Source organism: Winogradskyella bathintestinalis (assembly GCF_030407435.1).
In the GTDB taxonomy this organism is placed as follows: Bacteria; Bacteroidota; Bacteroidia; order Flavobacteriales; family Flavobacteriaceae; genus Winogradskyella; species Winogradskyella bathintestinalis.
In genome coordinates this window covers 1-14,576 of the sequence record NZ_JASDDK010000013.1, presented here as the reverse complement: position 1 = coordinate 14,576, position 14,576 = coordinate 1, and the positions used below count along the sequence as shown (strand labels likewise).

Here is a 14,576-nt window from a genome sequence, read left to right as displayed (position 1 = left end):
TTACCTGAACTAACGATTTAAATACAGACCTAGTTCAAACTATTTTTTTGCCTTCTAAACGGCTAAAAAAAATCTTTTGAACGTCGAAATAATAACAAAAAAAAGGTCAACCTATTTCAGTATAATACAAAATGGATAAACTAATAGAAAGATTACTTAAATTTTTTGAAAATAAATCTATTCATTTTGGTTTAAGGACTTCTCTATTTATCATTACTCTTTTTGTTTTAACGACTTGCGACTACTATTTTAATTTCACTTATGATATTCACCTAAATAACAAAATTGAAAAATTAGAATCAATTAATAATCTAAAAGAAATATATGAAACTGATTCTCTAAAACTGACTGAATTGACCGAAATAGAAAATCGGATTTATAATAGAACTCACTACTCTGACCGATTACGGAATTTGGATTTAAACCAAATCAATATTTTTAAAAAATCGGACACAACTGAAATCAAAAGCCCAGTTATTAAAAATGATAATACTATTATAAACAAACCAATTCGCTCAACTTTTTGGATGATTTTAACATCAAATTATTTCTTTTTTATTTTAATTATAGGCTTGATAATAATGCCTTTTACTGGTTCCGTTCATAGAGAATTAAAGAATGTTTTAGGCTCTATTGCTGCTATAATTTTATTAATCGGAATTATATATTTAATCACTTGGATTGCTTATAAAATTCCTTTGTTGTGGAATAGACCATATTTGAATTACATACTTAATTTCTTAATTCACTCACCGTTTATTTATTTAATATTTTGGTGGAATAAAACAGGAAAAAACTAATGCCAACAACGTGTATAATTCATTGCTAGTTATAGCCTACTTACGAAAGTCCTCGCGGACTTTCTATCTGTGATTTATTTGCTAACTTTAGTGCTTAAACACGCAACGAAATCATACACAAAACCGTTGGCAGTAAGTTGACCAGACCAACAAAAATCGAGTTTAGATTTAAAATTTCGATTTTTTAAAAAGTAAATTTAAAACCAAAACTGAATTGATAAAATACTGAAAAACGAATATTTTCAAATTACAGTTGGAATATTATTCGGAATTCTATTATTAGTTCTTTTCATCGACAAAAAATCATTTTTTGGAATTTTTGCATTTGTTGGTTTTTTCTTTATTCTACTGAATGTAATCAGACTTATTGATGTTCTGAATGGAAAAAAATCTGACTTAAAAAAACTGATTAAAGGAACTGTAGTTGCACCAATTATACTAGGTTTATTTATTGGTTTTGTTGCTAACGAATTTAAACATTTAGGTAACACTATAAATGATTCTCAAATCTTTAAAGAGTTTGGAATATATGGTTTAATTTTTGCGATTCTTATAGTCATTTTAAGATATAGTTTTAAATCAAAAGAAAATCGGAAATTTAGTTTTTCTGGACTCTTTTCATCACTAATTGTATTTCCTTTATTATTCATTTCTTGCGTAACTTTTATTAATCGTTACAAAGCAGAAAAGGAATTAAATCCTACAGAATCTATTGTTTGGAAAAAGGAATCTGAAATTGACGAAAAAGACAAAAATGATTCTCAATATTGGATTTTCACAAACGTTGGAATTTACAACGAGAAGTTCAGGATTGAATCTGAACTCTGGAATAAATTACAAAAGAATGACACAATACTTTTGTTTATGGAAAAGGGAAAATTAGGATATGAGATAGTTGAGCGGATTGAAAAAAAACCTACTGCCAACACCGTATATAATTAATGGCTAGTTCTCGCCTACTTACGAAAATCCTCGCGGATTTTCTATTCGGTTTTTATTTGCTAAATTACGTGCTTAAACACGCCACTAATCATATACAAACACGTTGCCAGCAATTTGAGAATGAACGTACTTGACCAAATACACGAAAAAATTGAACACCTGAAATCCGAAGGGCATTCTTCCTATTTGGACTTAATTCACAATCATTTATCACGAGCTCAATTTTATTTACAAGAAGCCGAAAAAGACGAACATTTTAACAATGATGTTGTTTATCGCACAAATCAAGCCTACGAAGGAGCTTTAAAAGAAGCTTATAAAGTTTTAGTTGGTAAGACTACCAAAGAAGTTGAAAGAGCAACACCTTTTAAAATAGAAACGTATCTTAAAAAAAATAACATTTTTAAAAATCGTGTTTTACAATTATTTGAAAATTATCGAAGTGAGTGGAGAAATGAATCGACACACGATTATAAGTTTGTAGTCGATGGAACAGAGGCATTTTTAGCTTTAATGAATGTTTCATCATTTGTTTACCTTTTATTAAACGAAATCCAAGAACGTACAGCTTACAACAAAGAGTTAGAGAAACTTGAGAATAATAAGAATAATGATAAAATCGAAGAAATTTTTGAAAAAGAGGATGAACCATTTGCAGAAAAACTCTTAAAAATTCTAAATAAATTTTACTTGGAAACTGAAGATGAAAATTCTGAATTAAAAGAGTTTGAAATCATTGGTAAAATGAGTGCTTTTTTAGAAAAATCGTCTGATAAAATTAAAGTTTACAGAGAACCTAATTACAAAATTGGAGGAATTCAAATCAGACCAGATTTTGTATTGGATTATGAACAACAAAAAGTTATAATTGAGGTAAAAAGAAATTTAATTGATGGTCGAATTAAAATTGACATTGACCAATTAGCTTCATATTTAACTGTAACTGGTCTTAAAAATGGAATTTTATATTATTCTGACCATAAGCATAAAAAACAACCATTGGAAGTTCATCAGCATAATGTTTTTGTTAATGAAACAAAGCTTAATATATGGGTAATTATTTAAAAAAACTGCTGGCAACACCGTATATAATTTATTGCTTAGTTCTTGCCTACTTACGAAAATCCTCGCGGATTTTCTATTCGGTTTTTATTTGCTAAATTACGTGCTTAACCACGCAACAAACCATATACAAACACGTTAACTGTAATAACGCAGCGCAACCAAAATCGGAATTTTAAGCAAAAAAATCAAGTTGCTTAAGCCGAATTGAATGCAAAAATATCACTCGAATTCTGAATTTTATAACGTTAGATTGATAAGCACAACGCACGAATTTCTCACTCAAAATCTGAATAAAAATACGTTGGAATTTTAGCTCGTTTGATTAATTGGAATTGGAATCTTACTCAATCGGAATTCTCACTCAAACCCGAATTGAAAACTGTGGAAATTCACTCAGTCGGAATTTTAGCAAGTTTGTAAAAGCCGAACTTAGCGGAAATCGAGCATCGCTCGATTTTTTTTTCTAAATTAGACGTTTAATAATCAAAATTAATTCAGAATCATCGGAATATAAATATTGTGGAATATCAAGAAATCGAAAACACTCAAATAAATAAAAAACCAAGTAATTACTACAGTTAACACCGTGTATAATTAATTGCTTTATAGAGCTTACGTACGAAAATCCTCTCGGATTTTCTATTCGGTAAATATTTAGTAACTTAGTTGCCAAACCACGCAACTAACTCATACACAAACACGTTGCCAGTAATTTGAGAGAAACTTTGGAAATCACGAGAAAAGACGTTGAAAAGTTAATTGAATTAAGAAAAAATGACACTTTTCTGAATCACTTATGGAATGTTTTTTCACGAGATTTAAGACCTGCTGGCGAATTTGGTCGGAACGAAATAAAAGTTTGGAATCAAAATATTTGGAACGCAACATTCTATCCGATTTTTAAATTTGAGTTTAACTCAAATAATCATCTGATTAAAATTTCAGACAAACTTAATCCGATTGGAAAAATAATAATCGGAATTTTTATAATCGGATTTCTATACTTCGTATTTCCGGAAAATCCAACTGAATTTAATTATATCGGAAATTGGCCAGCAATTGCTTTTATAACTGTATTTGCTTCAATCTTTGCTTTGTTTGCTCGAATGATTTATAGATTTGAAAAACGCAATCAACTCGACGAAATATTTGAACTTTTAGATATGGAAGTTGAGGAAAAGAAAACCGAAAAAGAATGGTCATTAAAAAACTCATTAATTAGATTACTTACTTATCCGTTTTGTTTATTTTTAATCGGACTTAATATCTTTCTGATTATTCCGAATGGTGGCTACTTGCTGGCAATTGGAATATTTGGATTTGTTGGGTTTTATTTAATTTCGGATTTGAAAATGATATTTAAAAAATAAAAACTACTGGCAACACCGTGTATAATTCATTGCTAGTTAAAGCCTACTTACGAAAGTCCTCGCGGACTTTCTATCTGTGATTTATTTGCTAATTTTAGTGCTTAAACCACGCAACGAAATCATACACAAAACCGTTAGGTGTAATTAAAAAATCGAGATAAAATTGATGTTTTTACCAAAAATTGGTAAATTTGAGTAAATTTAGAAAATATGAAAAATACATCAATATCACTCGGAAATTATTTTGACCAATTCGTAAGTTCGCAAGTCTCTGTTGGAAGATATAAAAATGTGAGCGAAGTAATACGTGCTGGACTTATAGACTATTGGAAAATGAAGAAAGTAAAGTAATCGCTTTAAGAAACGCTATCCAAGAAGGACTGAATAGTCCAATAGTAGAAGATTTCGACTTTGAAGAAAACCTAAAGAGGTTAAAATCTGAAAAAAGAAAGAATGACTAAAGTTGTTTTAAGACAAGAAGCAATTGATGACTTAAATGACATTTGGACTACACTTACGAAAAATGGTCAGAAAAACAAGCTGACAAATATTACGCAACGATAAAACTTGCTTGTAACGGAATTGGAAATAATCCTGATGTTGGAAAAGAATATTTTGGAGTAATTAGAAATTTACTCGGATTTAAATCTGGAAAGCATATAATATTTTACGATTTGATTTCGGAAGATAGAATTGAGATAATAAGAATATTACACGAAAGAATGGACTTGAAAAATAGATTGACGGAATAAAAACTACACCTAACACCGTGTATAATTAATTGCTAAGTTCTTCCCTACTTGCGAATATTCCTGCGGAATATTCACGGGTTCGTAAAAGTTTGCTAACTTGGTCGTTAAACCACGCAACTAATCATACACAAACACGTTGTAGCCAATTAAAAAAAACACTCGAACTTTCATTAAAATCCGAGTGATAATTGAGCGATAATTAGTTTTTTAATTTTTGTTTTACCGATTGAACTGTATCTAATATTGATTTTTCAAAAGAGATTGGAGTCCAATTAAAAACTTGCATTGTATTGCTAACATCCGCATTATAAGTATTTCCAATAAATGGTTTCATACCTTTTAAATCACTATTAAATTTGGACATAAATTTTAATAAAAAATTTGGTCCTTCAAAAGTACTGACTTTATCATTTCCGTTTGCTTTGAGGATTTGAGCCATTTCTTTAAAGGAATATGGATTCTCGGTAGCAACTACAAATCGTTGCCCATTGGCTTCTTTATTCTTTAAGGCCTTGACGTGAATACTTGCAATATCACGAACATCAGACATATTGGTAGCCACTTTTGCTAGCATAGGCATTTTACCAGTAATCATATTTTTAACAATATTCATCGATTCACCAGAGAGTTTATCTGACAAGGTTGGACCCCAAATTGGACCTGGATTAATCACAACCAATTCTAGCTTATTATCGCCTTTTTGAGTTTCAATAAAATTCCAAGCACTTTTTTCTGCAAGTGTTTTGCTTTTTACATAGGCAGACATATTTTTTGCATTAGGGTTTGTCCATGTATCTTGTTTTATGTTTAAAGACTTGTTTGCATCACCAAACATAGCAACTATAGAAGAAGTTAAAACAACACGTTTCACACCGGCATTCTTAGCAAAGGTTAATGCACGTTGCGTTCCGTCAATTGCTGGTTTTATTAATTCATTTTCATCTTTAGGCTCAGCCGCAACATAAGGAGAAGCAATATGTAAAACGTAATCGCAACCTTGCATTGCTTCTTTCCAGCCCTCATCATTTAAAAGATTAAGTTCGCAATACTCTAAATTACCATTGGGCTCAACTTCTTTTTGGATTGCTTTTGTCAATTCTACCGTTTTAGATAAGTTTCTTACCGAACCTCTTACGGAATATCCATTCTTTAATAATTCAGCTGCAGCGTGTAATCCTACATATCCTGAAATCCCTGTTACTAATACTTTTTTCATATCTTAAAATTCATTTTTTATATCAAATTATTACTTGCTAATTGCAAGCAAAGGTAATAATTCACTTTTATTTTACAAGTAATAAATAAAAAAAAGTATTTTTACAGAATAATTTTATATACAAAACAATTGACAATGGAAGATAAATTTAGATGCAACTGCCCTATTACTAGCGCCATTGATATCATTGGAGACAAGTGGTCTTTAGTAATTATTAAACAAATGTTGATTGAAGGAAAGAAAACATTCAAAGATTTTACTGAGTGTGAAGAAGCTATCGCAACAAATATTTTGTCTTCAAGATTAAAAATGCTGGAAGAAATTAAAATTATAACCAAGGAAAAACTTCCTGAAAACAAAAAAACAAATATTTATACTTTAACAGTTAAAGGAATTGCATTAACACCAATAATCGTAGAATTATCAATTTGGAGCGACAATAATTTACGAGAATTTCATTCATCTTTATACTCGGGAGAGCAGATAGAAATAATAAAAGGTAACAAAGAAAAGTTTATTGAAAAAATTATAGAAAATTATAAGAAAAATAACTGGCTACAACACCGTATATAATTTATTGCTGGCTTCTCGCCTACTTACGAAAGTCCTCGCGGACTTTCTTGGTCGGTAATTATTTACTAAATTAGGTGCTTGAAACACGCAACAAAACATATACAACAACGTTGGCAACAAGCTATAAAAATCGAAATGAAATTTAAACTACTTATACCTTTTCTAATATATTCCATTTTCTCATATAGCCAATGTTTTGATTGTGCACAGAATATTGGTGGTTGGGTGCGTGACCACCCTGAAGATATTAATATAGTATCCGATGGAATTATTTTCACAACTATGTTAGGTAATTTTGGTGGAGGTGCTATTTATAAATATGATTTTAATTGTAATCTGATTTGGTCAAATATTTTGCTTACCTCTATTGGTGCTGGTTTTGGTTCTTATAAAACTACCGTAGACGAACAAGATAATATATATGTTATTGTTACAAATACATGGAGTCAAGTCAATGTAGGGAATATAGAGATAAATACTGGCATGAATATTGTCAAAATGGATTCTCAAGGCCAACTATTATGGAGTAGACCTCTTGGAGGACAGCAAATTGGTAGTAATGTACATTATTGGAATAATACAATTTTTGTTGTTGGAATTTTTTATACCTCAATTAGTATTAATAACGAAATTACCTTAACAAGTAATGTTGAAGATTACTACATTGCTAAATTTGATTTAGAAGGAAACTTAATTGATGCGGAAAATTTTGGAGTAAACGGAGAAGATACTCTCATTGATTCTGAAATTGATTTAGATGGTAATATATATTTAACAGGTACCTCTAATGACATTACACATATTACAAAATTCGACTCAAATTTAAACCAAGAATGGATTAATGAAATATCAAGTTATTCCGCTAATAACAATAGATATAACTCAACAAACTTATATTATAATAATATAAACGATAAATTATATTTATGGGGAAGTTATCACAATTCTGTAGATGTTTTAGGAAATGTTTTTACCGTGAGTAATTGCCAATATGGTAGTTTGTTGACTGAATTTTCTACAAGCGATGGAAATCTTGAAAATATTACACCCATAGATAACTGTTCAAGTTTACCTTTACCAACTATTGGTGGTAATTGGAGAAACGATAATATAAGTAACGGTTATATGTATCATAAAAATGATGAACTTTTTGTTTTAACGAGTTTTAGATTGTCATTGACAATGAATGAAACAACAATAGAAACCACTAATTTTTATACTGAAGACTTGGTGTTATTTAAAGTTAATCTTGACAGTTTTGAAAAAGAATTTGTTTTACGGTCATCTGGAGAAAGCTATTATGGAGCTGGGTATGGTTACGTAGATGGACCTGGTCCAATTTTAATAGTAGATAATGATATATATTTAAGTTCTTTCTTCGAAAGCTCACCAATGCAAATAAACGGTACTGAAATAACGAATAATAGTGGTAACAGTAATTCAGATGTTCTTTTTTACAAATACAAAACCGATCAAACAGATTTGGATGGTTTGATTTCCTATGAAAACTCCTGTTTGACTGAAAGTACTTCGTTCGAAATTAATGGTGATTTTGATTCTGTAATATGGAATTTTGATGATCCTGCTTCTGGTCTAAATAATACATCTACTGTAATCAATCCTAGCCATACATTTACCAACAATGGGAATTATGATGTGACTGCATTAGTGACTTGCGGAATAGAAACAGAAACCCTAAATATTGAGGTAGTTATTTCTGACAGTCCTAATGTGAATCAAATTTCAAATATATATGCCTGTGAAGATGATTATGGGAGTCAAATTTCTAGTACCTTTAATACATCTTTAATAGAAAATGAATTAATTGGAACTCAGTCTGATTTATCTATAAAATACTTTGATTCTAATGGAATTGAATTACCAAGCCCATTACCAAATCCAATGTCTAATTCTGTTCTTGAGCAAGAAACTATTATAGCTAGAGTCGCATACAACAATAATTTAACCTGTTTTACAGAAATATCTTTTGACTTAATAGTAAACCCTTTACCAGAAATTAATGAAGTTAATAACATTTATGCTTGTGATGATGATTATGATGGAATTGCCGAGTTCGACATTAGTAACCTAGAAACTATTATTTCGGACAATCAATTCGGAATGATAGTAGAATTTTTCCGCGAAAATGGTCAACAACTACCTAATCCTTTACCAAATACAGTTCAAAATATGGTTATTAATCAGGAAACTATTACGGCCAGAATAACCAATCCAAATTCTAATTGCTTTAATGAAAGCTCTTTTAATTTAATGGTAAATCCTTTACCAGAAGCAAATCAATTACAAATAATTTATGGTTGCGACGATAATAACGATGGTTTTTCAGAACATTTCGACACCTCCAATGTCGAAAGTCAAGTCTTAAATGGACAAACAGGAATGTCTGTAAGCTACTTTGACCAGTTTGGTAATGAACTACCTAGTTCTTTATCAAACCCATACACAAATTCAAATGCATTCAATGAAATAATAACAGTAAGAGTTACTGATAATATTTCGACCTGCTATGCAGAATCGACTTTACAGTTGCAAACTGTTACACAACCAAATATCAGTCAACCTGAAAATTTATATGCTTGTGACCAAGGGAATGGCTATGCCGAATTTGATACATCACTCATAGAACAAGAACTTATTGGAAATCAAACAGGATTAACAATACAGTATTTCGATTCCGTTAATAATCCCCTTCCAAGCCCTCTACCCATATTATTTCAAAATACAGAACCTCTCTCACAAACTATAAATCTAAGAGTTGAAGATGTCTCAAACCCAATTTGTTATTCAGAAACATCCTTCGATTTAATTGTAAACGAATTACCTGTAATTAATTTAGAGGATGAATATTTCATTTGTAATTTAGAACCATCTATTTTATTAAACGTAAATTCTGGATATAATTCATATAATTGGTTCTTTGAAGATGGAACTCTAATTTCAAGCACTAATAGTGGAGAAATAATAGAAGAAGGTAATTACACTTTAACTGTTTCACAAATTGAGAATGGTATAGCTTGCGAAAATTCTTTTGACTTTACTCTTATTCGTTCAGTTTTACCTGAAATACAACAGATGAATTTTGGGGAGTTGGGTAATAATTATATTGAAATTATTGCATCAGGTGATGGAGATTTTGAATATTCAATTGATGGTATAAATTATCAGGATAGTAATTACTTCTCAAATATTCAAGGTGGAATATACACGGTATTTGTTAGGGATAAAGATGGTTGCGGACAAGATTCAGAAGAAGTTACAGTAATCGATTATCCAAAGTTCTTTACACCAAATAATGATGGTTATAATGATTTTTGGCAAATTAAAGGTATAGCCAATTTTTCTAATTCAGAGACCTTAATTTTTGACAGATACGGAAAGCTATTAGCTAGAATAACATCAAACGATTTAGGTTGGAACGGATTTTATAATGGTAAACAAATGATGTCGAATGATTATTGGTTTAGAACAGACCTTGGTAATGGTCGAACTTTTTCAGGACATTTCTCATTGAAAAGATAAAAAGCCAGTTGCCAACACCGTGTATAATTAATTGCTGGGTTCTCGCCTACTTACGAACATACTCGCGTATTTTCTATTCGGTTTTTATTTACTAACTTACTCGCTTAACCACGCAACTAACCATACACAATCACGTTAGCAAAGATTTTGGGCTAACTTGCAATTTCAACGCAATCACTAAATTCTGTGCTTATTTTCAAATCAAAACTACGCTGGAATTTAAAGCTGAACCTTAAAAAATATTATGCTGGAATTTCTTACTCTTGCGGTACGTTACGCGCGAATTAGGCTTACCCAACTTCTGATCATTACATCAATATTATAGCAATCCTCAACTTTTGGCTGATAAGCGAAATGGCAAAAAGTACTACTGAACTGTTCGCTGCTTATAAAATTTGAAATTAGTTGATTAAATCAATCAATTTTGATGTCACAAAAATTTAGGTTGAAAAACAAAACTGATTCTCTTTGCGGAAAAAAACGGAATAATAATTCGGAGATTTTTTTGATATTTAAGTAAAAAATCAATCAACGTCTGAAAAACAAATCATTCGGAAATACACAAAGGAGAAGCACTTAAAAAAGAAAAAAACCTTAGCTAACAATGTATATAATTTATAGCTGCTTATAGCCTACTCACGAAAAACCTCGCGATTTTTCTGTTTAGGTATTTATTTGCTAACTTACTGGCTGAAACAACGCTACAAATCATATACTAAACCGTTGTGGCACATTTGACCAAAAATCTATGAAACAGAAAATTACTCTACTTTTATTTATATTCCTTTCTCTCACATTATACAGTCAAATTGACTCAACTAAAGTTGCATTTGTTGCTTATTGGTCAATTGGTGACGATTACGATTTTAAAGTATCAAAAGTCAAAAGGGAATGGAAAAATGATGTGCAAACCAAAAAAGATTCATCGCAGTATATTGCAAATTTTAGAGTTCTTGATTCTACGGATAAATCGTATAAAATTCAGTGGACCTATAAGAACAATATTGTAAGCACATTTCAAGAAAAAGCTGAAAAAATATTTGAAGATAAAGAAGCTGTCAATCAAATTCTCAAAAAAAATGACCTATCAAAAGTAATTTACAAAACAAATGAACTTGGAGAATTTATTGAGATTTTAAATTGGAAAGAAATAGGAGAATCTACAAAACTACTACTGAAAGAAATGCTAAATAGTTTTGAAAAAAAGAATCCAGAAAAAGTTAGTGAATTAAGAAATGCTTTGAATCCAATTATTGAGATATATAGTTCCAAGCAAGGTATCGAGCAATTAGCTATTAGCGAACTTCAATATTTTCATTTTCCATTTGGAATGGAATATGACATTACAACACCAATTGAATATGAACAAGAACTTCCTAACATTTTGGGAGGGAAACCAATATTAGCAGATGCTACTATAACTTTTGAGGAAGTTGATTTTGAAAATAGTTTTTGTTCACTAAAAGAAGAGAGTATTATAAATCCAAATGACACCAAACGAGTAGTTCAAGAATTATTCAAGAGAATGAAAATCGACGAGTCTAAAACGAAAGAAACTATTGACAATGCGATTTTTGATATTACAGATTTAAACTACTATCAGTATTATTACAATCCCGGAGTACCTCACTACATTTATGGAGGCAGAAAGTTTATTTTAAAAATGGAAAAAACGGATATTGAGAAAATTGAAGAAATGTATATTGAGCTTATATATGATGAATAAAAAACGTGCCACAACAACGTATATAGCTCATAGCTAATTCGTTGCTTAAACGATGTTAAGGCATATTTAGAAAGTCGCCAAATTTTTAAATTTGACGATTTCCAATAAAAAAGATAAATAGTAAAATTTAAAAATCTGGCTTGTGCTTAATCCGAAAATAATCGCTAATTTACACGCTACGAGCCATATACAAGACCGTTGTACCCAATTTGACGCGCAACCTAGGAAAAACAAAAAATGGAATTATACAAAAGAATTATTGAAATAATTGATGCGAATCTGATTCACTGTCTGATTCCAATAATTCTGATATTAATGCTTGTCGAACTGATTTTCAAAAACCGATTTGAAACGAAAAAAAATCTGAATTTAATTCGCTGGACAATTATCATTTATACGATAGTTACCTTTACTTTTTATCTGATTGGGATGGCTATGAATCCAGATGAACACGCCTTTATCAATCGAGCAACTGGACCTTATACTTGGGCTTATTGGATTATGTTTTTCGGAGCTTTAATTTTACCTCTGACTTTATTCATTAGAAAATTAGCATCAAAATTTTGGTATGTCCTTTTGGTTGCGTTCGGAATGAAAAGCGGAATGTATTTTGAACGTTTTGTAATTATAACAACAAGCTTCCATAGAGACTATCAAACCGAAAATGGAAACGCTGGACTTATGGAATCAATATCATACGGAATTGGAGTATTCTTTATACAAGGAATGATAATTGCGATGCTAGTTTTAGGAATATTTGAAATAATAAAAAGAAAAAAAACTGGATACAACACCGTATAAAAATAATTGCGGTTTAGTGCTTAATCAAGGGTCGTTGCGTGTTTGTAACGTCTGATTTTCCTACGGAAAATCCTCGCATACAAACCCGCAACTATTCTTATACATAAACGTTGTGCGTCATATTGACCCGTGCTGAAATTTATAAAATCATCACGCCAAATTTATCACTCAAACGGATTTGCGAATGGAAATGTCAATCCGAAAGTTAATTATAAAACTGGAAAAGTCTTTGTCTGACCAAAATCTGAACATAAATTAAAAAATGAAAAAACTATTACTTTTTCTTGGATTATTAACTGGAATTAATGTTTCACTCATAGGTCAAAATGTAAAATTGACCGAATCAGAATTAGAAAGAATCCTACCGAACCAATGGGAAATTGAATTTGCGATGATGGGTTCTGAAAAAATCGGACAAATGCCTGGAGCGAAGGATTTTGATTTTCTTTTCAAAAAAGATGGTAAATTTGATTTAATAGAAGATGATGGAACGATAAGAAAAGGTTCCTGGAAATATGTATCTGATGAGAATTATATAGAATTAATTATTGATGGGAAAATTACTTCGAGAATAATATCGCTGAATAAAACCAAATTGATTTTAATATTAGTTTCTGGTAAGAGTAATCCATCTAAACTAAAAAATGTTGAAATACATTTCAAACCAATCTAAAAAATACGACGCACAACACAGTATATAAGCTATGGCTTGGTCTGTCCTCACTTGGAAAATCCTGCGGATTTTCCAAAGCCAGTTTTTATCTGGAGAGGTTTGTGCCAAAACACGCCACAGCCCATATACATAAACGTTGCCATTAATATGAAAAAAGTCGTTTTTTACCTGCTAATTTTAGTTCCTATAATTAGTTTTTCGCAAAATTGGCAAATTCCTGAAATCGATTGGGAAGGAAAAACTGAAACGGAAAATAATTACGTTGACTTGCTAAAATTAAAAGATAGAAATTCACTAATTATTAAAATTGGATATTCATCTTATTGGACAAAAGGGCAAAATTCGGAATTTATCGTTTACCAAAATGATGGAAAAGTAAAAAGATTCGTTGTTTATCAACCAAGTTCTATTGAAAAGAAAACTAAAATCAAACGAAAAAGAATTAAGAAAAAGGGATATCCGTATTATTGGAACCATCTAAAAAATTGCGTTGAAGGAAATAAATATAAAATAGATAAATCAAAATTGAACATAACCGAAAAAAAGGGAGAAGAAAAAGGAACAGTAATCACAAAAATAATATATGATGGAGCTGATTTCAGCTTCTGGATTTGTCAAGGAAAGAACTATATAGCATATGGAAGTTATGAACCAAAATCATTTATAGAAGATAAATTTCCTGGCTGGAAAGAAAGACAAAAACTTGTTGATTTAATGAACGGATTTGAACAATTAACCGAAAAATACTAATGGCAACACCGTGTATAATTCATTGCTAGTTCTAGCCTACTTACGAAAGTCCTCGCGGACTTTCTATCTGTGATTTATTTGCTAACTTTAGTGCTTAAACACGCAACGAAATCATACACAAACACGTTGCCACACATTTGAGAAATGTACTTTCCTGAAATAGGTTGACTAAAAATTCATCATTTAATGATAGTCACTTACGAAAGCACAAGAAGAACACTGGCGAAAAAAAAGCTACAAAAAAGCAACTTTAGAACTCAAATTATTCGTCGTTGACCAAATTCAGAATGGTCAGATTTCTACAAACTTTGCATCTAAAAAATATGATGTTCCCAGAACAACTATCTCCTATTGGATTAGAAAATACA

Annotated in this window: 11 protein-coding genes and 1 pseudogene; 11 read left to right on the top strand and 1 reads right to left on the bottom strand. The window is 30.5% G+C overall.

Annotation, left to right across the window (positions count from 1 at the left end; all coding sequences use genetic code 11):
- Positions 1–131: 131 nt before the first annotated feature.
- The 5 genes and pseudogenes from QMA06_RS15930 (at position 132) to QMA06_RS15910 (ending at position 4,929) form a co-directional block, all read left to right on the top strand.
- Positions 132–800: a hypothetical protein gene (locus QMA06_RS15930; protein ID WP_290207907.1), complete on the top strand. Its 669-nt coding sequence runs from the start codon at positions 132–134 to the stop codon at positions 798–800.
- Positions 801–1,862: 1,062 nt separating this feature from the next.
- Positions 1,863–2,807 (top strand): hypothetical protein, encoded by a 945-nt coding sequence (locus tag QMA06_RS15925; protein ID WP_290207906.1) that lies wholly within the window; start codon positions 1,863–1,865, stop codon positions 2,805–2,807.
- 725 nt (positions 2,808–3,532) lie between these two features.
- A complete protein-coding gene (locus QMA06_RS15920) occupies positions 3,533–4,177 on the top strand; it encodes a hypothetical protein (protein WP_290207905.1) in 645 nt (214 codons plus the stop codon).
- Positions 4,178–4,387: 210 nt separating this feature from the next.
- Positions 4,388–4,638, top strand: a pseudogene (locus QMA06_RS15915) (type II toxin-antitoxin system ParD family antitoxin).
- A gap of 42 nt (positions 4,639–4,680) precedes the next feature.
- Positions 4,681–4,929: a type II toxin-antitoxin system RelE/ParE family toxin gene (locus QMA06_RS15910; protein ID WP_318036611.1), complete on the top strand. Its 249-nt coding sequence runs from the start codon at positions 4,681–4,683 to the stop codon at positions 4,927–4,929.
- 199 nt (positions 4,930–5,128) lie between these two features.
- On the opposite strand, the gene QMA06_RS15905 is transcribed toward QMA06_RS15910, so the two are convergent.
- The gene (locus QMA06_RS15905) at positions 5,129–6,145 is read right to left on the bottom strand and encodes an SDR family oxidoreductase (protein WP_290207904.1); all 1,017 of its coding nucleotides are present in this window, start codon (positions 6,143–6,145) and stop codon (positions 5,129–5,131) included.
- A gap of 135 nt (positions 6,146–6,280) precedes the next feature.
- Between QMA06_RS15905 and QMA06_RS15900 the strand changes: the two genes are divergently transcribed.
- The 6 genes from QMA06_RS15900 to QMA06_RS15875 all read left to right on the top strand — a co-directional run bounded on the left by QMA06_RS15900 (position 6,281) and on the right by QMA06_RS15875 (position 14,208).
- Positions 6,281–6,718, top strand: a complete 438-nt coding sequence (locus QMA06_RS15900) for a winged helix-turn-helix transcriptional regulator (protein ID WP_290207903.1) — start codon at positions 6,281–6,283, stop codon at positions 6,716–6,718.
- A 78-nt stretch (positions 6,719–6,796) separates the two neighbouring features.
- A complete protein-coding gene (locus QMA06_RS15895) occupies positions 6,797–10,258 on the top strand; it encodes a T9SS type B sorting domain-containing protein (protein ID WP_290207902.1) in 3,462 nt (1,153 codons plus the stop codon).
- Between the two features lie 748 nt (positions 10,259–11,006).
- Positions 11,007–11,984 (top strand): hypothetical protein, encoded by a 978-nt coding sequence (locus tag QMA06_RS15890; protein ID WP_290207901.1) that lies wholly within the window; start codon positions 11,007–11,009, stop codon positions 11,982–11,984.
- Between the two features lie 237 nt (positions 11,985–12,221).
- Positions 12,222–12,785 carry a hypothetical protein gene (locus tag QMA06_RS15885; RefSeq protein ID WP_290207900.1) on the top strand — a complete coding sequence of 188 codons (564 nt, stop codon included), beginning with the start codon at positions 12,222–12,224 and terminating at the stop codon, positions 12,783–12,785.
- A gap of 262 nt (positions 12,786–13,047) precedes the next feature.
- On the top strand, positions 13,048–13,458 hold the full coding sequence (locus QMA06_RS15880; RefSeq protein ID WP_290207899.1) for a hypothetical protein: 411 nt from the start codon (positions 13,048–13,050) through the stop codon (positions 13,456–13,458).
- 51 nt (positions 13,459–13,509) lie between these two features.
- A complete protein-coding gene (locus QMA06_RS15875; protein WP_290207898.1) occupies positions 13,510–14,208 on the top strand; it encodes a hypothetical protein in 699 nt (232 codons plus the stop codon).
- Positions 14,209–14,576: the final 368 nt, after the last annotated feature.

Coding starts and splice junctions, on each gene's coding strand:
- QMA06_RS15930 (WP_290207907.1), top strand. CDS start 132: ATGGATAAACTAATAGAAAGATTACTTAAATTTTTTGAAAATAAATCT.
- QMA06_RS15925 (WP_290207906.1), top strand. CDS start 1,863: ATGAACGTACTTGACCAAATACACGAAAAAATTGAACACCTGAAATCC.
- QMA06_RS15905 (WP_290207904.1), bottom strand. CDS start 6,145: ATGAAAAAAGTATTAGTAACAGGGATTTCAGGATATGTAGGATTACAC.
- QMA06_RS15900 (WP_290207903.1), top strand. CDS start 6,281: ATGGAAGATAAATTTAGATGCAACTGCCCTATTACTAGCGCCATTGAT.
- QMA06_RS15890 (WP_290207901.1), top strand. CDS start 11,007: ATGAAACAGAAAATTACTCTACTTTTATTTATATTCCTTTCTCTCACA.
- QMA06_RS15885 (WP_290207900.1), top strand. CDS start 12,222: ATGGAATTATACAAAAGAATTATTGAAATAATTGATGCGAATCTGATT.
- QMA06_RS15880 (WP_290207899.1), top strand. CDS start 13,048: ATGAAAAAACTATTACTTTTTCTTGGATTATTAACTGGAATTAATGTT.